The sequence below is a fragment of the Streptomyces sp. NPDC001194 genome, assembly GCF_042896985.1.
GTDB lineage: Bacteria > Actinomycetota > Actinomycetes > Streptomycetales > Streptomycetaceae > Streptomyces.
Genome location: NZ_JBIAXU010000002.1, coordinates 557842 through 580531 on the forward strand (window position 1 = coordinate 557842; position 22690 = coordinate 580531).

Below are 22690 nucleotides of genomic sequence, written 5' to 3' on the forward strand. Positions count from 1 at the left end.
TTCCTGACGAGCCGTCAGATCGCTAGGCTGGGGGTCGTGAGCGAGCAGACGGAACAGACTCAGAGCGGCGTCGTCATCGTCGGCGCCGGAATGGCCGGAGTGCAGACCGCGGTCGCGCTGCGGGAGCAGGGGTGGCGCGGCCCGATCACCCTGCTGGGTGCCGAGCCGCACCAGCCGTACGACCGGCCTCCGCTGTCGAAGGCGGTGCTGCTCGGCAAAGCCGAGGACTCCGCGTTCGACGTGGACTTCGAGGGGCTCGACGTCGTGCTCCGGCTCGGGGTGGAGGTCACCGGGCTGCGGGCCGCCGAGCGCGAGCTGGACACCGAGGCGGGACCGGTCCCGTACGAGGTCCTGGTCCTGGCGACCGGCGCCGAACCGCTGACCCTGCCCGGGGCCGAGGGCGTCCCCGGCGTGCACCTGCTGCGCACCCTGGACGACGCGGCCCGGCTCCGGCCGGTGCTGGCCCGGACGCCGGCGACCGTGGTGGTCGGAGCGGGCTGGATCGGCGCCGAGTTCGCCACGGCCGCGCGCGAGGTGGGCTGCGCGGTGACCGTGGTCGAGGCGGCGGACCGGGTGCTGGCCGGGGCGCTGCCCGCGGAGGTCGCGGCCCCGATGGCCCACTGGTACGAGGAGGCCGGGGCCGCCCTGCTGACCGGCGCCAAGGTCTCCTCGGTGGAGCCCGGGCGGGTCCTGCTCGCGGACGGGCGGGAGCTGCCGGCCGGAGCGGTGGTGGTGGGCATCGGGGCCCGGCCGGCGACCCGGTGGCTCGCGGACTCCGGGGTCGAGCTCGGGCCGGAGGGCGCGGTCACGGCGGACGAGTACCTGAGGACCACCCTGCCCGGGGTGTACGCGGTCGGCGACTGCGCCTCGTTCCCGTCGGCCCGCTACGGGGCGCGGCTGCTGGTGCACCACTGGGACAACGCCCTGCAGGGACCGCGGGTGGTCGCGGCGAACATCGTGGCCGGGAGCGCGCTGCAGGTGTACGACCCGGTGCCGTACTTCTGGTCGGAGCAGTTCGGGCGCTTCGTGCAGTACGCGGGGCACCACGCGGGCGCCGACGAGCTGGTGTGGCGCGGGGACCCCGCCGAGGCGGGCTGGTCGGTGTGCTGGCTCCGGGGCGGGGCGCTGGCCGCGGTCCTGGCGGTGGGCCGGCCGCGGGACCTGGCGCAGGGGCGGAAGCTGATCGAGGCGGGTACCCCGGTGGACCCGGCCAAGGTCGCCGACTCCGCGGTCCCGCTGAAAGCGGCGCTGGTCTAGGGCGCGCGGGCGGTGCCCGGGGACCCGGACGGGTCGGCCCGGGTACCGGGTGTCGGTCCGAGGTGGCAGGCTTGTGCCCGTGACCGAGATTGACGCAAAGATCGACGCCCTTGTCCCCGCCTGGCTGTACGTCCCCGACATCGCCGAGATGCTCGACATCGAAGTGACCCGGGTCCGCCAGCTGGTCAAGGAAGGTCAGCTGATCGCCGTACGCCGGGGCGAGAACCGTTCGCTCCAGGTGCCCGCCCCCTTCATCGACGGCGACAAGATCGTCAAGGGCCTGCCCGGCCTGCTGACCGTGCTCCGCGACGACGGCTTCTCCGACGAGGAGATCCTGGAGTGGATGTTCACCCCGGACCCGACCCTGCCCGGCACCCCCGCGCAGGCGCTGAGCGAGAATCGCGGCACGGAGGTGAAGCGCCGCGCTCAGGCGCTCGCCCTCTGACCCGAGAGATCCGGGCGTCCGGAGAGATCCGGGCCGCCGGAGCAAGCCGGCCGCCCGGGTGATCCGGGCCGCCTGATCCATCCGCGGTGCGCGGGCCCGGACGGCCCGTGCACCGCATCCACCCCGGGGGGTACCCATGTCCGCGATCGTGTCCGCGAGCGCCCAGCTGTCCGATGCCCGGCTCTACCTGTGCACGGACGCCCGCAAGCGGCAGGGGGACCTCCCCGAGTTCCTCGACGCGGTCCTGGCGGGGGGCGTGGACATCGTCCAGCTCCGGGACAAGGGCATGGAGGCCGGCGAGGAGCTCGAGCACCTGCGGGTGTTCGCCGACGCCGCCCGCCGGCACGGCCGGCTCCTCGCGGTGAACGACCGCGCCGACGTCGCCCACGCCATCGGCTCCGACGTCCTGCACCTGGGCCAGGGCGACATCCCGGTGCCCGCCGCCCGCGCGATCCTCGGCGAGTCCGTCCTCGTCGGCCGGTCCTGCCACGCCGAGTCCGAGGTGGACGCGGCCGTCGCGGAGCCGGGCGTGGACTACTTCTGCACCGGCCCCTGCTGGCCCACCCCCACCAAGCCCGGCCGGTACGCCCCCGGCCTCGGACTGGTCCGGTACGCGGCCTCGCTGGCCCCCGCCCGCCCCTGGTTCGCCATCGGCGGCATCGACGCCGGCAACCTCGACGAGGTCCTCGACGCCGGAGCCACCCGCATCGTCGTCGTCCGCGCGCTGACCGAGGCCACCGACCCGGGCGCGGCCGCCGCCGACCTGGCCAAGCGGGTCCGCGAGCGCGTTTCCTCCTAAGCCCCGTCCCGGCGCAGGTGCAGGTGTCCAAAAACGTGTCCAAAAGGCGGACACGGCTTCGGCGTCCGGGTGGGCGCGTCTAACCTGCCCGTATGGCCCTTGGTACCGCTTCCACCCGCACGGACCGCGCACGCACGGTCCGCGACCTGCTGGCGTCCGGGAGCCCGTCGTACTCCTTCGAGTTCTGGGCCCCGAAGACGGAGAAGGGCGAGCGCAACCTCTGGAACGCGCTGCGCCGGATCGAGGCGGTGGGCCCGAGCTTCGTCTCCGTGACCTACGGGGCCGGAGGCTCCACCCGCGGCGGCACCGTCAAGGCCACCCAGGAGATCGCCGCCGACACCACGCTGACCCCCGTCGCGCACCTCACCGCGGTCGACCACTCCATCGCCGAGCTGCGCCACGTGATCGGCCAGTTCGCCGACGCGGGCATCCGCAACATGCTGGCCCTGCGCGGCGACCCGCCCGGCGACCCCATGGGTCCCTGGGTCGCCCACCCCGAGGGCGTCCACTACGCCGCCGACCTCGTCCGGCTGCTCAAGGAGTCCGGCGACTTCTGCGTGGGCGTCGCGGCCTTCCCCGACATGCACCCGCGCTCGGAGGACTGGGACACGGACATCCGTCACTTCGTGGACAAGTGCCGCGCGGGAGCGGACTATGCGATCACCCAGATGTTCTTCGATCCGGAGAATTATCTGCGGCTGCGCGACAGCACGCAGAAGGCGGGCTGCGATACCCCGATCATCCCCGAGGTCATGCCTGTTGTGGGCATCAAGCAGCTCGACCGGCTGCCACAACTCAGCAACGCAGTCTTCCCCGCAGCCGTCAAAGAGCGCATGCTCGCCGTCAAGGACGATGCAGCCGCTGTACGCTCCATTGGGATCGAGTTCGCCACGGAGTTCTGCGCGCGGCTGCTGTCCGAGGGTGTCCCGGGGCTGCACTTCATCACGCTGAACAATTCCACGGCGACTCTCGAGATCTACGAGAACCTGGGCCTGCACCAGCGGGCCTGATCGGCCGGTCTCCGTTTCCTGGCGGGGCGGCCGTACCGAGAGGTGCCACGCATGGGAATGACGGTCCTCTACATCGCGTTCGGTTTCGTCGCGCTGTGGCTGCTTGCCGAGGTCCTGATGCAGTACAAGGCCCGGCTGCGCTGGCGGTTGCTCGCGTTCGCCGGGTTCCTCGGTGTGGTCGCCGGGGTCGTCCTGCCGTCGGTGCCGGTCATCGGCCTCGGCGCGGCCGCGTTCGCCCTGGGCCAGACCCTGGTGACGCTCTCCTTCCGCAAGGGCTTCGAGGCCGGCTGGGCGCTGCGCCGCGGCGGCGAGCCCGTACGCCAGCAGACCCGGCGCCGCAAGGCGGGCGGCGCGCGCCCCGAGCCCGCGCTGAAGGTGACCGGGCTGGAGTACGGTCCCGGCGGGACGGAGCCGGACCCCGAGGGCGCGGACCGGGCCGACGAGCCCGACCAGGCGCGGCCGGAGCCGCAGTTCCATGCCGCGACCGAGAACTACTACAGCCCGGAGCCGCTGCCCGAGGACACGGGCTCGTACGGGATACAGAGCTTCGCCCCCACCGCCGACGCGGGCCGGACGGCCGCCTTCGCCCCGCCGTTCCCCACGGCCGAGCAGGACGCCCACCAGTACGCGGCCCAGTACGACGGCCAGGGCTATGACGGCCAGGGCTACGCCCCGCAGGGCCAGGGCGGCTACGACTACTCCGGCGGCTACCCGGCGGGCGGCGAACAGCAGGTCTACGCCGCCTACTCGGACCCGTACATCGGCACCGGCGGGGCCGTGATCCCGCAACAGCCGTACGACTACACCCCGTACGCCGGCTACTCGGGCGCCGACCCGTACGCGAGCGCAGGCGGGCAGCAGCAGTACGCGATGGACACCCCGCCCGGCGGGGTGTGGGTGCCGCAGCAGCGGTCCACCGAGGGGGCCGCCGCGGGCTACCCCGGGGACGAGCAGAACCCGTACCCGCAGCAGCAGCAACCGCAGCAGTACCCGTACCAGGGCACCGGCGAGTACGAGCAGTACCGCTACTGACGCAGGCGGGACGGACAGGCGCGCGCGAGCCCCCGGGGGACCCTCCCCGGGGGCTCGGTCGTCACGGGGAGGTCACCGGGAGCCGCGGAAGTCCGCGCCCTCCACGATCAGCCCGGCCACCAGGGCCCCGGTCATCCCCGCGTGCGCGAGCCCGCCGCCTGGGTGCGCCCAGCCGCCCGCGAGGAACAGCCCGGGCAGGGCCGTGGTGTTGGCGGGATAGAGCAGGGCGCCGCCCGCTCCGGCCAGTGCGGGCGCGGGCACCGCACCGCCCTGTGCGCCGGTGTCCGCCTCGATGTCCGCCGGAGTGCGCTCGTGCGTCCACAGCAGCCGCTCCCGCAGTCCGGGCACCGCCCTGGCCGCCAGGTCCAGCAGCTCCTGCGCGCGCGGCGCAGGGGCGTCCCCAGGGCCGCAGAGGGCGCTCACGGTGACCGCCTCGTGGTCGGCGTCGGGCCGCACGGCGGGGTCGTCGGGGCGCAGCACCGTCAGCTGGGCGGCGGGGGAGTGGACCAGGGTGCGGTGGACGGCGTCCGCGGGCCGCGCGCCGCGCAGCGCGAGCAGGAGGGTGGTCCGCCCGGGCACCCCCGGCCCGCGGGCGGGGGCGCCGCCGTCCGGCAGCGGGACCCGCAGCTGCCGCGGGTCGACCGCACAGACCACGTGGTCGGCGGCGGCCTCGGAGCCGTCGGCCAGCAGCAGCCCGGCGGCCCGGCCGTCCCGCTCCAGGACCTCCCGTACCGGCGCGTCGAAGACGAAGGCCACCTTCCGTTCGAGGCAGCGCTCGTACACGGCCGTGGCCAGCGCCCGCATCCCGCCGCGCGCGTACCAGCTGCCGAAGGTCTGCTCCATGTACGGGAGCACCGCCGCCGAGGCGGGCGCGGTGGCGGGGTCGACCCCGTACGCCCGCACCCGGGCGGCGAGCAGTGCGCCGAGCTCCCCGCCCAGCTCGCGCTCGGCCACCTCGGCGAGGGTCGGCGGGCGGCGGCGCAGCAGGCCGCTCTTGCGCAGGGCGGGGTACGGGTCCGCGCCCAGCACCTGCCAGTCGGGGCGCAGCGGCTCCTCCAGCAGGGGGCGCCGGGTCGCGTTCCAGGCGTCCCGGGCGCGGCCCAGGACCGCGTTCCAGCGCTCTCCCGCGCCGGCGCCGAAGGCCTGGTCGAGGACGGCGGCGGCGCCGCCCCGCGAGCCGCCCGGGAGGGTGACGGCGGTGCCGTCGGCGAGGACGTGGCGGACGGCGGGGTCGACCTGCACCAGATCGACGCAGTCCTCCAGGGGCCGCTTGCCGGTCTTGACGAACAGGTCGCGGTAGACGGCGGGCAGGTGCAGCAGGCCCGGACCGGTGTCGAAGGCGAAGCCGTCCCGTTCGTACCGGCCGACCGATCCGCCGTACGTGGACCCGCGCTCGTACACCGTCACCTGGTGCCCCGCCACGGCCAGCCGGGCCGCCGTAGCCATCGCGCCCATGCCGGCGCCGATCACCGCAATTCGTGCCATGCGGATGACCCTATCGAGCGGGATCGGGCGGGATCGGGCGGGATCGAGGGGAGGCGGGCGGGAGGCCGGGCGGGGCCGGTGGGAGGTCGGCCGAGGTCAGCGGGGTGGCACCGCGGCCCGCGCGGCCGCCTCGCGCTCCTCGGCCGCCAACCGCTTCTCCTCGCGGCGCTGGGCCCGGCGGCGCAGGAAGCGGCGGATCCGGCTCCACAGGAAGACGAGTATGGCCAGACCGGCCGCCAGCAGGACGGCCGCGATGATCGCGGCGGCCTGGGGGTTGAACATCGCGAAGGTGACGATGCCCGCCACGCCGAGGTCCTCGGCGGTGCTGAGCGCGATGTTGCTGAACGGTTCCGGCGAGGTGTTGACGGCCATCCGGGTGCCGGCTTTGACGAAATGGCTGGCCAGCGCGGTGGACCCGCCGACCGCGCCGGCGGCGATGTCGGAGAGCGAGCCGCTCTGGCCGGCCAGCAGGGCGCCGACCACCGCCCCGGCCAGCGGGCGGATCACGGTGTGCACCGCGTCCCAGACGGAGTCCACGTACGGGATCTTGTCGGCGACGGCCTCGCAGAGGAACAGCACGCCCGCGACGATCAGCACGTCGGTGCGCTGGAGGGACGCGGGGACCTCGTCGGTCAGTCCGGTCGCGCCGAAGAGGCCGAGCAGGAGGACCACGGCGTACGCGTTGATCCCGCTGGCCCAGCCGCTGGTGAAGACCAGGGGGAGCACACTCACCGGGCCATCATGCCGCAGGACCTTGTCGCGGCAGGGGCGATCGGGGAGAAGGGGCGCGGAGGACCGGCGCGGCAGAGCCGTGAGGGGACGGCCGCGCCACGGCGGCCGTCCCCTCACTCATGTCTGCGGGGGGCCTACTGCCCCTGTTCGTCGCGGCGGCGCTGCCACCGCTCCTCGATGCGGGTCATCATCGACCGACGCTGCCGGTTGCGGCCGTGGGCCGAACCGCCTGCACTGCCGGAGACGGGCTGCTCGCCAGGCTTGGGTGCCTTGCGCCAACCGGTGACCACGAGGACCGTACAGCCGAGCATGACGAGGAATCCCACCACGCTGACCCAGAGTACGTTCGGAATGATCACACCGGTCATGAGGAGCGCGATACCCACCACAATGCCTGCGACTGCCTGGTAGACCCGTCGCCGGGTGTACGTACGCAGTCCGCTTCCCTCAAGCGCTGTCGCGAACTTGGGATCTTCGGCGTACAGCGCTCGCTCCATCTGCTCGAGCATTCGCTGCTCGTGCTCCGAGAGCGGCACGGGAGTCCTCCTCATCCGTCGGTCGCGGGGGGTAGCGACCAGGGGTCCCCTTCAGGATAGGCGGGGAATCGCCCCCGTGATACCCGCCCTCTGCGCAAGGTTCCAAAACACCGCCCGAAGAAGGCAGCGCCCGAAAAGGCGCCGCCCGAGCAAACCTTGCGCGAAACCGTACCGCCGGGTGGGCGGTCATGAGGCGCTTATTCCCCACTGGCCCGTCCACCATGCCGGTCACTGCGCACGATCATACGGGGCCGGGCGTCTGAACGGAGGGTGTCCGGCGTACTCCCTGAGCGGAACTCCGCAGATCAGGCGCGCTTGCCGCCCAGGACGTGCAACTGCGTGGCGACCGCGTGGAAGGCCGGCAGCTCGGCGGCCGCCTCCTCCAGGCGCAGCAGCGCCTCGACCGCGCCCGGCTCGGTGTCGACCAGGACGCCGGGGACGAGGTCGGCGAAGATGCGGACCCCGTGCACCGAACCGACCTCCAGGCCGGCTCCGCCGACCAGCTCCGCGAGCTGTTCGGCGGTGAAGCGGCGCGGGACCGGGTCGCCCGCGCCCCAGCGGCCGGCCGGGTCGGTGAGCGCCGTACGGGCCTCGGTGAAGTGGCCGGCGAGGGCGCGGGCCAGCACGGCCCCGCCGAGCCCCGCGGCCAGCAGGCTGAGCGTGCCGCCGGGGCGCAGGGCGGCGACCGCGTTGGCCACGCCCTCGGCCGGTTCGTCCACGTACTCCAGCACGCCGTGGCAGAGCACCACGTCGTACGCCTCGCGCTCGACGACGTCCAGCAGGCCCTGGGCATCGCCCTGCACCCCGCGGACCAGGTCGGCCACGCCCTCCTCGGCGACCCGGCGCTCCAGCCCGAAGAGCGCGTTCGGGCTGGGGTCGACCACGGTCACCCGGTGGCCGAGCCGGGCCACCGGCACGGCGAACTTGCCGGTGCCGCCACCGGTGTCCAGCACGTCCAGCACGTCCCGCCCGGTCGCCTTCACCCGGCGGTCGAGGGCCTCCTTGAGGACCTCCCACACCACGGCGGTGCGAAGGGAGGCACGGGGGCGGGAAGTGTCCGACACGGCTGATGACTCCTCGGCGCGAAAAGGGTGAGAGATGCGTGCCCCACCCTATTGCCTGGGAGATGCCGTGCCGGTCACCCCGTGCCTGCTCAGCCCGCGTCCGGGTGCTCCGGCTGTTCGGGGCGGGGCTGCGGCAGCGTCGGCGCCACCGGCTGGAGGGCGAGCATCCGCTCCACCAGCCGCAGGAACATCTCCACGGCGCGCACCAGGTCGTCCGCGTCCCGGACCGTCGCCGCGTCCGGTATCCCCGCCTCGGCCCGCGCCCGGCGGCCGGCGCCGGAGGCGAACAGCGCGCTCCACTCCGTCAGCTCCGGGGCTATCTCCGGCAGTACCTCCCACGCGCTGCGGATGCGGGGCCTGCGCCGCGCGCCGACCGGCTCCGGCTTCCCGCGTGCGGCGAGCACGGCCGCGGCGGTGCGCAGCGCGGCGAGATGGGCGGTGGCGTACCGCTCGCCCGGCCGGTCCAGCCGGGCGGCCTCGGCCAGGCCGGCGTGGGCCTTGGCGAGCAGATCGAGCGCGGCCGGGGGTGCTGCCGACCTGCGCGGGACGGGGTGGACAGGGGACGGGGACGGTGTGGCCATGACGAACCTCCTGTCGTTGCGTACTGCTGTGTCTGTGTTTGTGCCTACCCACATCGTGACGGTCCCCACTGACAATCCGGCTGACCTGCGGCTTTGTCCCCCATCTCCGGTCAACTGCCCCCCGCTGCGCATCCGGTGCCGCCGAAGGTGCTAGTTTTTGAACTGACCGGTCAGTTCAAAAGATGGGGGGACGGCGTGGACAGCCCGCACGGAGCGGCCGTCAAGGCCGAGGACTTCGGACTCAAGGGCCCGCGCGGCTGGGTGTTCCGGGGAGTGCGCCTCGACGCGGAGCCCGGCTCGCTCATCGCCGTCGAAGGCCCCTCCGGCAGCGGCCGGACCTGTCTCCTGCTCGCCCTCACCGGACGGATGAAGGCCACCGAGGGTCACGCCGAGATCGCCGGCCACCGGCTGCCGCGGCACATGGCCGCGGTCCGCCGGGTCGCCGCCCTCGGCCCGGTCACCGGGGTCAACGAGCTCGACCAGTCCCTCACCGTCGCCGAGCAGCTGCGCGAGGGCGCGCTGCTCCAGCGCCGGTACGAGGGCCCCGTCCGCGCCCTGCTGCGCCCGCGCGGCGAACGCCGCGCCGGCGCCCAGGCCCGGATCGACGCCGCCCTGGCCGCAGCCGGGCTGGACCTCGCCACCCTGCCCAAGGGTCCGCGCACCTCCGTACGCGACCTGGAGCGCCTGGAGGCGGTCCGGCTGTCCGTGGCCATCGCCCTGCTGGGCGAACCGCGGCTGCTGGCCCTCGACGACCTGGACCTCAAGCTCTCGGACACCGAACGCGCCGAGGCGTGGACCCTGCTCCGCTCGATCGCCGCCGCCGGGACCACCGTCCTCGCGGTGTGCAGCGAGGCACCGGACGGGGTGACGGTCCTGCGCACGGGCGCGGCCGAAGCCGAGCCGGCGACCGAGGCGGCCGAAGCGACCAAGGACGCCAAGGACGCCAAGGACGCCGAAGCGGCCGAAGCGGCCGGAGCGGCCGGAGCCGGGCCCGCGGCCGGTACGGACACGAAGACCGAAGAGACCGACGACACCACGAAGGGGGCGGACGATGCGCTCGCCGAAACTGGCCGCGCTTGAGCTGAAGCGGTTCGGGCGGGGGAAGCTGCCCCGGGCCGCCCTCGTCGCGCTGCTCCTGCTGCCGCTGCTGTACGGGGCGCTGTACCTGTGCTCCTTCTGGGACCCGTACAAGAACCTGGACAAGGTGCCCGTCGCCCTCGTCAACGCCGACAAGGGAGCCACCGTCGACGGCAAGCACGTCGACGCCGGCGGCGAGATCGCCAGGAAGCTCCACGACAGCAAGACCTTCGACTGGCGCGAGGTCAGCGCCGACGAGGCGGCCGAGGGAGTGGAGAAGGGGACGTACTACCTCTCCCTCACCATGCCCGCCGACTTCAGCACCAAGGTCACCTCAAGTGCGGGTGACGACCCGACCACCGGCGCCCTGCAGGTCCGTACGAACGACGCCAACAACTACATCGTCGGCTCGATCTCGCGCACCGTCTTCTCCGAGGTCCGCTCCGCGGCGTCCACCAACGCGTCCCGCAGCTTCCTCGACAAGATCTTCGTTTCCTTCTCCGACCTCCACGACAAGACCGCCGAAGCCGCCGACGGAGCCGACCAGCTCAAGGACGGAGCCGGCAAGGCCCAGCAGGGCGCCAAGGAGATCGCCGACGGCCTCGACACGGTCGAGGAGAAGAACGGGGAGATCACCGGCGGTCTGAAGAAGCTCAACTCGGCCGCGGGCAAGCTGGAGACCGGCACGAAGGACATCGCCGACGGCACCCAGACCCTCGCCGACAAGGTCGGCGGCGCCGCCTCCCAGGCCAAGCCGTTCCTCAAGGACCCCAAGCAGATCGCCGACACGGCCATCCTCGTGGCGGACACCGCCAAGGTCGTCAACAACCACCTGGACACCTTCGCCAAGAAGGCCCCGGCGGCGGCCTCGGTCACCCAGCGGGTCTCCACCGGCGCCTCCGACATCTACGCCAAGACCTGCACGGCCGGTACCCAGCCGGTGCCCTCGACCTGCCCCCAGCTGAAGAAGCTCAAGGACGACGCCGCCGAGGCCGCTCTGCTCGCGGGCGACGTCAACACCCTGGTCAAGGACACCAACGGCGACCTCGGCAAGCTCAAGCGGCAGCTGACCGACCTGGAGAAGCAGGCCCGCGACCTCGCCGCGGCCGCCCCCGGCCTCTCCTCCAAGCTCGACGCCGCCGTCGCCCAGGTCAACGCCCTCAACACCGGGGCCCACAAGGTCGCCACGGGCATGGGCCAGCTCCACACCGGCCTCGGCAAGGCCACCGACGGCTCCGAGGCCCTCGGCGACGGCGTCGGCAAGCTCGGTGACGGAGCCCACCGCCTCGACGGTGGCATGTACAAGCTCGTCGACGGCACCGGAGAGCTCGCCGGCGGCCTGCACGACGGCGCCGGCAAGATCCCGGACTACGACCAGCAGCAGCGCGACACGCGCACCCAGGTCATGGCCGACCCGGTCAAGCTCGCCAACCAGTCCCTGCACAAGGCGCCCAACTACGGCACCGGCTTCGCGCCGTACTTCATCCCGCTCTCCCTCTGGGTCGGCGCGATGGTCGCCTACATGCTCATCGCGCCGCTCAACCGGCGCGCCCTGGCCGCGGGCGCCTCGCCCTGGCGGATCGCCTTCGCCGGCTGGCTGCCCGTGGTCGGCATCGGCGTCGTGCAGGTGCTCGCCCTGATGTCCGTACTCCATTGGGGCCTCGGCCTGGAGATGGAGCGCCCCGCGCTCGCCATCGGCTTCCTCGCGCTGGCCTCCGCCTGCTTCGCGGCGATGGTCCAGTGGCTCAACGCGAAGTTCGGGGCCGCCGGTCGCATCCTCGTCCTCGTCGTGCTGATGCTGCAGCTGACCTCGGCGGGCGGTACGTACCCCGTTCAGACCAGCCCCGCCTTCTTCAACTGGATCCACCCCTACCTGCCGATGACCTACATCGTCGACGGCCTGCGGCGCCTCATCTCCGGCGGCGACCTCACCCGGGTCTGGGTCGGCTGCGGGGTCCTGGCAGCCTTCACCGTGGGATCCCTCGCCCTCACCGCGCTCGCCGCCCGCGGCAAGCAGGTGTGGACGATGGACCGCCTGCACCCGGAACTGAGCCTGTAGAGACCGGGCCCGTAGAGATCGGTTGACCTGTGAGAATCAGCGCCATGGAACGCAGCAGCACCGGTACCGGCGGCGGCCGCCGGCAGGCGACCCGCCAGAAGCTCTACGAGGCGGCCGTCACCCTCATCGCCGAGCAGGGCTTCTCCGCGACGACGGTCGACGAGATCGCCGAGCGGGCGGGGGTCGCGAAGGGCACCGTCTACTACAACTTCGCGAGCAAGAACGAACTCTTCGAGGAGCTGCTGCGGCACGGGGTCGGGCTGCTGACGGCCTCGCTGCGCGACGCGGCCGAGGAGACGGAGCGGCGCGGCGGCAGCCGGGTCGAGGCGCTCGACGCGATGATCCGGGCCGGGCTCGTGTTCATCGACCGGTACCCGGCCTTCACCCAGCTGTACGTCGCCGAGCTGTGGCGGACCAACCGGGCGTGGCAGTCCACGCTGATGGTGGTCCGGCGCGAGGCGGTGGCGGTCGTGGAGACGGTGCTGCGGGAGGGCGTGGAGCGGGGGGAGCTCAGCGCGGAGATCGACGTGCCGCTGACCGCCGCCGCGATGGTGGGCATGGTGCTGGTGGCCGCGCTGGACTGGCAGTCGTTCCAGAGCGAACGCTCGCTCGACGACGTGCACTCGGCGCTGTCGCTGCTGCTGCGGGGCCGGGTCAGCGGGAACCGCTGAGACGGGGGCCCGGGGTCCCGGGTGCCCCCCGATCGGCGGTGCCGCGGGGTGCCGGGACGGCGTAGAACTGGGGGCGCCGCCCGCTCCGCGTGAGTACGCGTACCTAGTCGCGGAAATGAGTAGCTGCGCGGATGGCCCCCACCTGCGCCGACGCCAGACTGGGGATACGGACGGGGACCCGGTCCGGACCGCCGACACGGGGCGGCCGGTGCGGACCGGGTACCTGTGTCCGATGCGCGGACGCGAAACGGCGGGGCTCGGGGGGAACGAGCCCCGCCGTTTCACGTCCGCGGGCGGTGCGGGCGGCAGGAGCCGCGGGGCTGCGGCCTCAGCCGCGGCCCCGCAGCGGGAGGCGGGCCCGGGTGCGGGCCAGCAGCGCCGAGACGGGAGCCAGCCGGGCCGCGGAAGCCGTCGCCAGGGCCGACCACCGTGCGGCCGCGGACCAGCGGAGCCGGGCCGCGGAGCGGGGGAGGAGCACCGCGCGCACGCGGCCGCCGCGGGTCAGCGGGGCCAGCAGCGCGGTGCGGGCCAGCAGGACGTCCGTCCCCAGCCCGGCGTACGCCGCCTCCGTGCCCGGCGGCGCGTACAGCGAGCGCTCCACGGCCTCCGCGACCCGGTGCACCGCCTCCGCCGCGTCCGGCGTCAGCCGGCCCAGCTCCGCGATCCTCGCCGCCGCCCGGCGCGGGGACAGGGCCTCGTCCGGGGCGATGCCCACGTCCCAGGCCGCGTCCGCCAGCTCCTGCCAGGCCCGCAGGACCTGCCCCGCGGCCAGCCGCCGCTTCCGCAGCCGCGTACGCCACAGGAGCGGGAGCAGCGGGAGGGCCAGCAGAGCCACGATCGACAGCGTCCAGGTCAGCACCGTCTGCAGCGAGGGCCCGCCGCCGCCGGAACCGCCCTTCGTCTGCGGCGCGGCCGCCCCGCACTCGCCCAGCTTCTTCGCCTCCGGCGGGCAGTCGTCGGCCTTCGACGGCGCGGCCGACGGCTGCGCCGCGCCCTGCGAGGGCAGCGCCGTCGGAGCGGACGGCTGGGCCGCCGGGAGCTCGGCCCGGGAGTAGTCCGGGATCGTGATGCCCTGGCGCGGCGTCGGCTCGAACCGGGTCCAGCCCACGCCCTCGAAGTACAGCTCCGGCCACGCGTGCGCATCACGCATCGACACGTTCACGCTGCCGTCCGACTGCTTCTCGCCGGGCGTGAACCCCACCGCCACCCGCGCCGGGATCCCGAGCGAGCGCGACATCGCCGCCATCGAGAAGGCGAAGTGGATGCAGAACCCCTCCTTGTCGGCGAGGAACCGGGCGATGGCCTGCGACCCCGTACCCGAGGCCACCTTCGTGTCGTAGCGGAAGCCGCCGTTCACGGCGAAGTAGTCCTGGAGCTTCACCGCCCGCGTGTAGTCGTCCTTCGCGCCCTTCGTCACCTGGCGGGCCGTATCGGCGACCACCGCCGGCAGATTGTCGGGGACCTTGGTGTACTCGGCCTTGATGAGCGGGTCCGGCGCGGGCGCCGTCTGCAGCTGCTCCGCCGTCGGCCGCAGCAGCAGGCTGCGCACCGTGTACATCGCGCCCTGGACGTTCTGGAACCTGTCCCGGCCCAGCTGGTCGCCGACCAGGGTCCGGCCGGCCGGCTCGAACCGCCACTTGCCCGGGATGTCCACGGACGTCGCCGGGTAGGGCATCGGCAGGTAGCGCTGCGCGTACGTGTCCGCCGCGGAGACGCTCGTCCGTACCTCGACCCCCGTCTGCCGGACCTCACCGCTCAGCCCCGGCGGGGCCGGCAGCCGCTCCGGCACGTCGGTCAGGGCCCGGCCCGAGGCCTCCCACTTGACGCCGTTGAACTCGTCCAGGGCCAGGATCCGCAGGTACTGCTCGCCGAGCTGCGGGCTGTCCGTCCGGTACTTCAGCACCACCCGGTTGTCCTGGGCGTTCAGGCTGCCCTGCAGGGAGACCAGCGGGTTGACCGCCGAGATCGTCCCGCCGACCCCGACGCCGCCGTCGCCCGACCCACCGCCCTGCGCGCCCAGCAGCCCGCCGCCGAGCGCGGGCAGCGCCGCCGGCACCGCCAGCGCGATGCCCAGCGCCACCGCGCCGATCCGCCGCCCGGTCCGTACGGGCGCCAGTGCCTGGCCGGAGCCCGCGCCGACCCCGCCGTACCCCGAGCCCGACGCGGCCCGCGCGCTCGGGGCGGCGCCGAAGACCCGGCCCCACTGCGCGAGCCGGTCGCGGCCCTCGGCCAGCAGCAGCAACAGGTAGCCGCAGCCGGCCAGCAGGAAGGAGATCCAGGAGGCCCCGGAACCGCCGGAGAGCCCCGCGGCGACCGAGTACAGCGCGAGCAGCGGAAGCCCGGCCGCGGCCGCGGTCCGCAGCGTCACGGCCAGCAGGTCCACCAGGAGCCCGATCAGCAGCACCCCGGACAGCAGCAGCAGCCGGATGCCGTCCGTCAGCGGAGCCGGGATCGCGAACTCGCCGACGTCCTGGACGCCCTGCTGGAACAGGGCGCCGAAATCCGTCACCAGATAGGCCATCGGCCCGGTCCCGGTGGATTCGCCCTTGCCCGCGAACAGGAACATCAGCACCAGCAGCGACACCAGCACCTGGGACGCCACGGTGAGCGTGCGCCCCAGCGGCACCCGCCGGACCCCGGCCCCCACCGCGCTCTGCACGGCCAGCAGGGCCCCCGCCTCCAGCACCCAGCCCGACGAGTCCACCAGCGCGGCCAGCGACCACGAGGTGAGCAGCGTCGCCAGCATCGCGAAGAGCGTCACGCGCGCCCGCCCGCTCATCCCCAACCTCCGGACGTACCCGTGCCGAGCGGAGCGTTCCCGGCCCGGCGCCACAGCTCCCCGTACGCCACCCCGGGCGGCACGGCCAGCGCCGTCCAGCCCGCGTCGCGCAGCCTGCCCACCCGTGCCTCCACCCGCGAGGGCCGCCCGTCCCACAGCGCGGAATCCAGGACGAAGGCCACGGCGGCCCCGCAGCGTCCGCGCATCTTGGCCGCCACTTCCGCCTGTACGTCGTCCAGGTCCCCGAAGAAGGCGATGAGGAGCCCGTCACCGCCGGCTCCGGCGAAGCCCCCGCCGTGGCCGCCGCCGCTGCGCACCGCTTCGTACGCGCGCGTCAGGCCGGCGCCGTCGGAGTGCCCGACGACCGCGAGGGTGTCCATCATCAGCCCGGCGGCCTCCGCGGACTCCTGCCCGCCGGAGGAGAAGCCGCCGCCGTCGCCGGGGACCGAGGTGCCCGAGTCCGTCAGCAGCCGCGCCGAGAAGCCCTGTTCGAGCAGGTGCACCAGGGTGGACGCGGCCCCGGACACCGCCCACTCGAACGCGGAGTCCGGTCCGGCGCCCTCGAAGGCGACTGCGCGGGTGTCCAGCAGGACCGTGGCCTTGCTGCGCTGCGGCTGCTCCTCGCGGCGCACCATCAGCTCGCCGTAGCGGGCGGTGGAGCGCCAGTGCACCCTGCGCAGGTCGTCGCCGCGCCGGTAGCCGCGCGGGATCACGTCGTCGTCACCGGCCAGGGCCAGCGAGCGGCGGCTGCCGTCGCCGTAGCCGGAGGTCTCGCCGGTCAGCCGGACCGGGGGCAGGGGCTCGGTGCGCGGGATGACGGTGAGGGTGTCGTACGCGCTGAACGAGCGGGTCAGCTCGACCAGCCCGAAGGGGTCGGTCAGCCGCAGCTGGAGCGGGCCCAGGGGATAGCGGCCGCGCAGGTCGGAGCGGACCCGGTAGGAGACCTCGCGGCGCCCGCCGGGCTCGACGCGGTCCAGGACGAAGCGGGGCCGGGGACCGAGCACGTACGGGACCCGGTCCTGGAGCATCAGCAGTCCGGTGGGCAGCCGTGAGACGTTCTCCATGCGCAGCCGGACCCGGGCCTCGGAGCCCGCGGGCACCCGCATCGGGGTCAGCCGGCGGCTGCCGGAGACCCGGTGGCGGGTGCGGTGCAGGGCGAGGACGCAGATCAGCGGGAGGACGGCGAGCAGCAGCCCGACCCGGAGCAGTTCGCCCTGGCCGAGCACGTACGCGCACAGGGCGGCGGCGACACCGGCGGCCAGGAAGGACCGGCCGCGGGTGGTCAGTCCCGCCAGCGAGGCGCGCAGCCCGCCGCCACCGCGGCCCTCGCCGGCGCCGCGCGGGGCACCGGCGCTCATCAGAAGCCCCGGATGCCCGCGCCGGGCGGCATCTCGCCGCGGGCGTGCGCGGCGGGGACGGGGGTGCGCTGGAGGATGTCGTGGACGACCTGTTCGGCGGTGCGCCGGTTCAGCTGGGCCTGCGCGGTGGGCAGCAGCCGGTGCGCGAGGACGGGCGCGGCCAGCGCCTGCACGTCGTCGGGCAGCACGTAGTCCCGGCCGGACAGCGCGGCGGAGGCCTTCACGGCGCGCAGCAGGTGGAGGGTGGCGCGCGGCGAGGCGCCCAGGCGCAGGTCCGGGTGGCTGCGGGTCGCGGAGACCAGGTCGACGACGTAGCGCCGGACGGGCTCGGCGACGTACACCTCGCGGACGGCCTCTATCAGCTTGACGATGTCGTGGGCGTGCGCGACGGCCTGGAGGTCGTCGAGCGGGGAGGTCCCGCCGTGCACGTCGAGCATCTGGAGCTCGGCGTCGGGGCTCGGGTAGCCGACGGAGACGCGGGCCATGAAGCGGTCGCGCTGGGCCTCGGGGAGGGGGTAGGTGCCCTCCATCTCCACCGGGTTCTGGGTGGCGACCACCATGAACGGGCTCGGCAGCGTGTACGTCGTGCCGTCGATGGTGACCTGGCGCTCCTCCATCGACTCCAGCAGCGCGGCCTGGGTCTTCGGCGAGGCGCGGTTGATCTCGTCGCCGATGACGATCTGGGCGAAGATCGCGCCCGGCTTGAACTCGAACTCGCGGCGCTGCTGGTCGTAGATGCTGACACCGGTGATGTCGGACGGCAGCAGGTCCGGCGTGAACTGGATGCGCTGGACCGAGCAGTCGATGGACTTCGCCAGCGTCTTGGCGAGCATCGTCTTGCCGACGCCGGGGACGTCCTCGATCAGCAGGTGTCCCTCGGCGAGCAGCACGGTCAGCGCGATGCGTACGACCTCGGGCTTGCCCTCGATCACGCTCTCGACGGAGTGGCGCACCCGCTCCGCCGTGCTCGTCAGATCCGCGAGGCTCGCTCGGTCGTCATACGTCGTCACCTGGTTCTCCTCGGCCCTTTCCGCAGGGCCGACGCTCTCGGCGCACTCCGGCCCACCCCGACACGGACGCCGGCCCGGACGGTTTTCCGGGCGGCGTCTTCCCGCATTCTTGACGGCGCCCAGGCCTTGTGTCACTCACGAGGCGGGATCGATCTCCCGCAGGAGTCCGGTGTGCACGTCGAAGACGAAGCCTCGCACATCGTCGCGGTGGGGCAGGAAGGGGTTCGTCCGGACCCGCTGCATGGACTGCCGCACGTCCTGGTCCACGTCCCGGAAGGCCTCGACGGCCCAGGCGGGGCGCTGGCCGACCTCGTCCTCGAGCTCGTGCCGGAAGTCCTCGGTCAGGCTTTCGAGGCCGCAGCCGGTGTGGTGGATCAGTATCACCGTGCGGGTGCCGAGGGCGCGCTGGCTGATGGTGAGGGAGCGGATGGTGTCGTCGGTGACCACGCCGCCCGCGTTGCGGATGGTGTGGCAGTCGCCGAGCTCCAGGCCGAGGGCCTTGTGCAGGTCGAGGCGGGCGTCCATGCAGGCCACGACGGCCACGTGGAGGACGGGACGGGCGTCCATGCCCGGGTCCGTGAATTGCGCGGCGTACTCCCGGTTCGCCGCGACGAGCCGGTCCGTGACCGAGCCGCCGCCGGATGCCTGGTGGGTGGTCTCTGCGGGCAGGGATGCGGAAGTCGTCATGCATACGAAGGTAGTGGTCACCGCTGGTAAAGGCATGGAGTGAGGGTGGACAAAGAACGTCAACCCACCTTGTTGTGAGCTAACCCACAGGGGTGAGGAGGCGGCGACCATATGGGTGATTCGCGGCTTTCGGGGGTTCCGTACGAGAGGCGCGCACGGCGCGCGGGGCGGTTCGTTGACCGCGGCGACCGTTGCACTAAAGTGACGCGAACCGGCCGGAGCCCGGCCCTGACCGGCCGCCCGGCCTCCTGGTAACACTCCGCGTGCGCGGCGCGGCGTATGCCTGCCGCGCCGTTATCTGAGAGGGCGCTTTGACTAGCGAGTCCCGACATGTCCCGGTGATGCTCCAGCGGTGCCTGGACCTGTTGGCCCCGGCGCTGGAGAGGCCCGGGGCCGTCGTCGTCGACTGCACCCTCGGCCTCGGCGGCCACAGCGAGGCCTTGCTGACCCGGTTCCCCGAGGCACACCTGATCGGCCTCGACCGCGACAAGGAGGCCCTGCGGCTCTCCGGCGAGCGGCTCGCGCCCTACGGTGACCGCGCCACCCTCGTCCACGCCGTCTACGACGAGCTGCCCGACGTACTGGACCGGCTCGGCATCCCCGCGGTCCAGGGCGTCCTCTTCGACCTGGGCGTCTCGTCCATGCAGCTCGACGAGGCCGACCGCGGGTTCGCGTACGCGCAGGACGCGCCGCTGGACATGCGGATGGACCAGACGACCGGGATGAGCGCCGCCGAGGTGCTCAACACCTACCCGCCGGGCGAACTCGTACGGATCCTGCGCCAGTACGGCGAGGAGAAACAGGCCAAGCGGATCGTCTCGGCGGTCGTCCGCGAGCGGGAGAAGGAGCCGTTCACGAACAGCGCGCGGCTGGTCGAACTGATCCGCGACGCGCTGCCGCAGGCCGCGAAGCGGACGGGCGGCAACCCGGCGAAGCGGACCTTCCAGGCGCTGCGCATCGAGGTCAACGGCGAACTGTCCGTCCTGGAGCGGGCGATCCCCGCGGCCGTGGAGCGGATCGCGGTGGGCGGCCGGATCGCGGTGCTCTCGTACCACTCGCTGGAGGACCGGCTGGTCAAGCAGGTCTTCGCGGCCGGCGCGGCGTCGACGGCCCCGCCGGGGCTGCCGGTGGTGCCGGAGAAGTACCAGCCCAAGCTGAAACTGCTCACCCGGGGCGCGGAGCTGCCCACGGAGGAGGAGATCGCCGAGAACCGGCGGGCCGCCCCGGCCCGCTTCCGCGGGGTCGAGCGCATCCGGGAGGCGCGGCTGTGAGCAGAGCCGGGGGACTGGGGCGGCTGCGAGGCCCTTCGGGCGGCGGATCGGGCGGCTCCCCGGGGCAGGCGGCGCGGATGCCGTTCGTCCTGCTGGTGGTCGCGCTGCTGGCCGGTGGGCTGATCAGCCTGCTGCTCCTGAACTCGGCGCTCAACCAGGGGTCCTTCCAGCTGAGCAAGCTGAAGAAGGAGACCACCGCGCTCACGGACGAGGAGCAGGCGCTGCAGCGGGACGTGGACGGGTACTCGGCGCCCGACGCCCTGCAGCGACGGGCGCACGAGCTCGGCCTGGTCCCGGGCGGGAGCCCGGTCTTCATCGGCCCGGACGGCAAGGTGACGGGCACGGCGGCCCCCGCGGAGCCCCCTCCGCCGCCGCCGACCCCGGCCGCGGCGGCCGGCGCTCCGGCCCCCGCCGGCGCACAGGCGGGCACCCCCGGCCCCGCCCAGGGCGGCGCTCCGGCAGGCGCTCCGGGCTCCGCCCCCGCAGGGGGCCCCGGCTCGGCCCAGGGCGGCGCTCCGGCCCCCGCCGGCGCCCCGGCCTCCGCCCAGCCCGGCGCCCCGGGCTCCGCCCCGGCGGGCACCCCGCAGGCCGGGCAGCCCGCGCCGGGCGGTGCCCCCCAGTCCAACCCGACCTCCGGAAGGTGACGTCGTGACGCGGACCCTCCCCCAGCTCCCGCCGGGGGCATCCCCCGCGGGACCCTCCCCCCGCACCGGTCCTTCCGCCCCCGCCGGGCCGCCGCGGTCCGGCGCCGTCTCCTCCCCCTCCCGCCCGGCCGCGGCGGTGGCCGCGTGAGCGCCCCCGGCGGGCGGCGGGTGCCCGGGCCCGGCTCCAGGTCCGGGCCGGGACGGCCGCGGGCCGGCTCACGGCCCGCGACCCGGCGGCCCGGCCCCGCGAGGCAGCCGCACACCATCCGGCTCGGGAGTCCCAAGCCGCGGCTGCGGCTCGTCAGCGTCGGGCTGACCCTCGTCATGCTGGCCTTCGTCGTGCGGCTGCTCCAGGTGCAGGCCGTCGACGCCTCCGCCTACTCCGCCAAGGCCTCCGAGAACCGCTTCGCCAGCTACACCCTCGCCGCCGAGCGCGGCGAGATCACCGACCGCAAGGGCGTCGCGCTCGCGACCAGCGTCGACGCGTACGACATCACCGCCGACCCGAAGATGTTCACCCCGCAGGACAGCAAGGCCCCGGACGCACCCGAGCAGGCCGCAGCCCTCCTCGCGCCGATCCTCGGCAAGGACGCCAAGGAGCTCGCCGCCCGACTCAAGACCAAGAACACCCGCTACGTCGTCCTGGCCCGCCGCCAGACCCCCCAGGTCTGGAACCAGATCAAGGACCTCAAGCGGGTCTTCGCCGACAAGGCGGCCGCCGACAAGAAGAACAACGGCCCGGGCGCCAACGTCCTCGCCGGCGTGTTCAACGAGGACAGCAGCAAGCGCGTGTACCCCAACGGGGACCTGGCCGCCGGGATACTGGGCTACGTCAACGCCGAGGGCAAGGGCGCCGGCGGCCTCGAGTCCTCCCTCGACAAGAAGCTGGCCGGCAAGGACGGCGCGATCACCTACGCCCAGTCCGGCGGCCGCCGCGTGCCCACCGCCGGGTCCAGCGAGAAGCCCGCCGTCCCCGGCGAGGACATCGAGCTGACCATCGACCGCGACATCCAGTGGGCCGCGCAGAGCGCCATCAGCGAGCAGGTCGCCAAGTCCGAGGCCGACCGCGGCTACGTCGTCGTCCAGGACACCCGCACCGGCGAGGTGCTGGCCATGGCCAACGCCCCCGGCTTCGACCCCAACGACCTGTCGAAGGCCAGCTCCGCCGCCATGGGCAACGCGGCGCTCCAGGACGTGTACGAGCCCGGCTCCACCGCCAAGGTGATGTCGATGGCCGCCGTGCTGGAGGAGAAGAAGGCCACCCCCGAAACCCACGTCGAGGTCCCCAACCGGCTGCACCGCGGCGACCGGCTGTTCAAGGACGACATCGACCACCCGACCTGGTACCTGACCCTCAACGGGGTCCTCGCCAAGTCCTCGAACATCGGCACCATCCTGGCCACCGGCCAGCTCGGCGCCACCCAGCCCGAGGCCAACCGGGTCCTGTACTCCTACCTGAACAAGTTCGGCATCGGGCAGCCCACCGGCCTGAACTACCCGGGCGAGTCCCGCGGCATCCTCGCCCGGCCCGAGGCCTGGTCCACCTCCCAGCAGTACACGATCCCTTTCGGCCAGGGCCTGTCCCTCAACGCCATGCAGGCGGCCTCCGTGTACTCGACCATCGCCAACGGCGGCGTACGGATCGCACCCACGCTGGTCCGCGGCACCAAGGGCCCCGACGGCCGCTTCACCCCGGCCCCGGCGCCCGAGCAGACCCGCGTGATCAGCCCGGAGACCGCCAAGACCCTGTCCCAGATGCTGGAGTCGGTCGTCGACGACCAGGAGGGGACCGGCACCAAGGCCCGGATCCCCGGCTACCGGGTCGGAGGCAAGACCGGCACGTCCAACCGGGTGGATCCGGCCACCGGCCGCTACAAGGGCTACACCGCCTCCTTCGCCGGATTCGCCCCCGCCGACAACCCGCGCATCACCGTCTACTGCGCCATCCAGAACCCCACCAAGGGCAGCTACTTCGGCGGTCAGATCTGCGGCCCGATCTACAAGAAGGTCATGGAGTTCGCCCTCAAGACCCTCCAGGTCGCCCCGACCGGGACCGCCCCCGCCGGGCTCCCGGTCACCTTCGACGCCGGACCCCCGCCCGCCCCCCAGCCCTCCGCAGCGCCCTCCGCACAGCCCAGCCGGCAGCCCGGCCAGTGACCCGGCGGGCCGGCCGGCCCGCCAGAAATCCGTGAG

Annotated in this window: 20 protein-coding genes; 11 read left to right on the forward strand and 9 right to left on the reverse strand. The window is 73.8% G+C overall.

The annotated features are described in order from the left end of the window. Nucleotides 1–36 precede the first annotated feature (36 nt). The 5 genes from ACFY1T_RS07265 to ACFY1T_RS07285 all read left to right on the forward strand — a co-directional run bounded on the left by ACFY1T_RS07265 (nucleotide 37) and on the right by ACFY1T_RS07285 (nucleotide 4543). Complete coding sequence (locus ACFY1T_RS07265; protein ID WP_030863622.1) at nucleotides 37–1257, forward strand: NAD(P)/FAD-dependent oxidoreductase; 1221 nt, start codon at nucleotides 37–39, stop codon at nucleotides 1255–1257. Between the two features lie 79 nt (nucleotides 1258–1336). Next, nucleotides 1337–1702, forward strand: coding sequence for an Rv2175c family DNA-binding protein (locus ACFY1T_RS07270; protein ID WP_030863625.1), 366 nt, complete (start codon nucleotides 1337–1339; stop codon nucleotides 1700–1702). Nucleotides 1703–1838: 136 nt separating this feature from the next. Continuing rightward, nucleotides 1839–2501: a thiamine phosphate synthase gene (thiE, locus tag ACFY1T_RS07275; RefSeq protein ID WP_390787329.1), complete on the forward strand. Its 663-nt coding sequence runs from the start codon at nucleotides 1839–1841 to the stop codon at nucleotides 2499–2501. Between the two features lie 92 nt (nucleotides 2502–2593). Then, on the forward strand, nucleotides 2594–3511 hold the full coding sequence (metF, locus tag ACFY1T_RS07280) for a methylenetetrahydrofolate reductase [NAD(P)H] (RefSeq protein ID WP_030863632.1): 918 nt from the start codon (nucleotides 2594–2596) through the stop codon (nucleotides 3509–3511). Between the two features lie 51 nt (nucleotides 3512–3562). Beyond that, nucleotides 3563–4543 carry a hypothetical protein gene (locus ACFY1T_RS07285; RefSeq protein WP_390787330.1) on the forward strand — a complete coding sequence of 327 codons (981 nt, stop codon included), beginning with the start codon at nucleotides 3563–3565 and terminating at the stop codon, nucleotides 4541–4543. A 72-nt stretch (nucleotides 4544–4615) separates the two neighbouring features. On the opposite strand, the gene ACFY1T_RS07290 is transcribed toward ACFY1T_RS07285, so the two are convergent. The 5 genes from ACFY1T_RS07290 to ACFY1T_RS07310 form a co-directional block, all read right to left on the reverse strand. Then, nucleotides 4616–6028 (reverse strand): phytoene desaturase family protein, encoded by a 1413-nt coding sequence (locus ACFY1T_RS07290; protein ID WP_390787331.1) that lies wholly within the window; start codon nucleotides 6026–6028, stop codon nucleotides 4616–4618. Nucleotides 6029–6124: 96 nt separating this feature from the next. Beyond that, nucleotides 6125–6760 carry a DUF4126 domain-containing protein gene (locus tag ACFY1T_RS07295; protein ID WP_390787332.1) on the reverse strand — a complete coding sequence of 212 codons (636 nt, stop codon included), beginning with the start codon at nucleotides 6758–6760 and terminating at the stop codon, nucleotides 6125–6127. A gap of 134 nt (nucleotides 6761–6894) precedes the next feature. Then, entirely contained in the window at nucleotides 6895–7296 is a 402-nt protein-coding gene (locus tag ACFY1T_RS07300; protein ID WP_030156028.1) for a DUF3040 domain-containing protein, read from the reverse strand. 305 nt (nucleotides 7297–7601) lie between these two features. Beyond that, nucleotides 7602–8360, reverse strand: coding sequence for a methyltransferase (locus ACFY1T_RS07305; RefSeq protein WP_030863643.1), 759 nt, complete (start codon nucleotides 8358–8360; stop codon nucleotides 7602–7604). An 89-nt stretch (nucleotides 8361–8449) separates the two neighbouring features. Further along, the gene (locus ACFY1T_RS07310; protein ID WP_390787333.1) at nucleotides 8450–8941 is read right to left on the reverse strand and encodes an SAV_6107 family HEPN domain-containing protein; all 492 of its coding nucleotides are present in this window, start codon (nucleotides 8939–8941) and stop codon (nucleotides 8450–8452) included. 195 nt (nucleotides 8942–9136) lie between these two features. Between ACFY1T_RS07310 and ACFY1T_RS07315 the strand changes: the two genes are divergently transcribed. The 3 genes from ACFY1T_RS07315 to ACFY1T_RS07325 are packed head-to-tail and all read left to right on the forward strand — an operon-like array spanning nucleotide 9137 to nucleotide 12748. Then, nucleotides 9137–10021: an ATP-binding cassette domain-containing protein gene (locus tag ACFY1T_RS07315; protein ID WP_390787334.1), complete on the forward strand. Its 885-nt coding sequence runs from the start codon at nucleotides 9137–9139 to the stop codon at nucleotides 10019–10021. Beyond that, on the forward strand, nucleotides 9993–12077 hold the full coding sequence (locus tag ACFY1T_RS07320) for a YhgE/Pip family protein (RefSeq protein ID WP_390787335.1): 2085 nt from the start codon (nucleotides 9993–9995) through the stop codon (nucleotides 12075–12077). The genes ACFY1T_RS07315 and ACFY1T_RS07320 overlap by 29 nt, the downstream gene beginning before the upstream one ends. A 44-nt stretch (nucleotides 12078–12121) precedes the next feature. After that, entirely contained in the window at nucleotides 12122–12748 is a 627-nt protein-coding gene (locus ACFY1T_RS07325; protein WP_030156018.1) for a TetR/AcrR family transcriptional regulator, read from the forward strand. Between the two features lie 328 nt (nucleotides 12749–13076). On the opposite strand, the gene ACFY1T_RS07330 is transcribed toward ACFY1T_RS07325, so the two are convergent. The 4 genes from ACFY1T_RS07330 to ACFY1T_RS07345 form a co-directional block, all read right to left on the reverse strand. Next, nucleotides 13077–15527 (reverse strand): transglutaminaseTgpA domain-containing protein, encoded by a 2451-nt coding sequence (locus ACFY1T_RS07330; protein ID WP_390787336.1) that lies wholly within the window; start codon nucleotides 15525–15527, stop codon nucleotides 13077–13079. Continuing rightward, entirely contained in the window at nucleotides 15524–16885 is a 1362-nt protein-coding gene (locus tag ACFY1T_RS07335; RefSeq protein WP_390787337.1) for a DUF58 domain-containing protein, read from the reverse strand. Before ACFY1T_RS07335 ends, ACFY1T_RS07330 begins: the two co-directional genes overlap by 4 nt. Beyond that, nucleotides 16885–17895, reverse strand: coding sequence for an AAA family ATPase (locus ACFY1T_RS07340; protein WP_390787338.1), 1011 nt, complete (start codon nucleotides 17893–17895; stop codon nucleotides 16885–16887). Before ACFY1T_RS07340 ends, ACFY1T_RS07335 begins: the two co-directional genes overlap by 1 nt. Nucleotides 17896–18030: 135 nt before the next feature. Continuing rightward, nucleotides 18031–18582 (reverse strand): carbonic anhydrase, encoded by a 552-nt coding sequence (locus tag ACFY1T_RS07345; protein ID WP_030863660.1) that lies wholly within the window; start codon nucleotides 18580–18582, stop codon nucleotides 18031–18033. Between the two features lie 341 nt (nucleotides 18583–18923). Here ACFY1T_RS07345 and rsmH point away from each other — a divergent pair, with 341 nt between their 5' ends. From rsmH to ACFY1T_RS07360, 3 genes are all read left to right on the forward strand, one after another. Next, nucleotides 18924–19853: a 16S rRNA (cytosine(1402)-N(4))-methyltransferase RsmH gene (gene rsmH, locus ACFY1T_RS07350; protein WP_030863662.1), complete on the forward strand. Its 930-nt coding sequence runs from the start codon at nucleotides 18924–18926 to the stop codon at nucleotides 19851–19853. Continuing rightward, nucleotides 19850–20497: a hypothetical protein gene (locus ACFY1T_RS07355; RefSeq protein ID WP_390787339.1), complete on the forward strand. Its 648-nt coding sequence runs from the start codon at nucleotides 19850–19852 to the stop codon at nucleotides 20495–20497. Before rsmH ends, ACFY1T_RS07355 begins: the two co-directional genes overlap by 4 nt. A gap of 144 nt (nucleotides 20498–20641) precedes the next feature. Beyond that, nucleotides 20642–22654 carry a peptidoglycan D,D-transpeptidase FtsI family protein gene (locus ACFY1T_RS07360; RefSeq protein WP_390787340.1) on the forward strand — a complete coding sequence of 671 codons (2013 nt, stop codon included), beginning with the start codon at nucleotides 20642–20644 and terminating at the stop codon, nucleotides 22652–22654. Nucleotides 22655–22690: the final 36 nt, after the last annotated feature.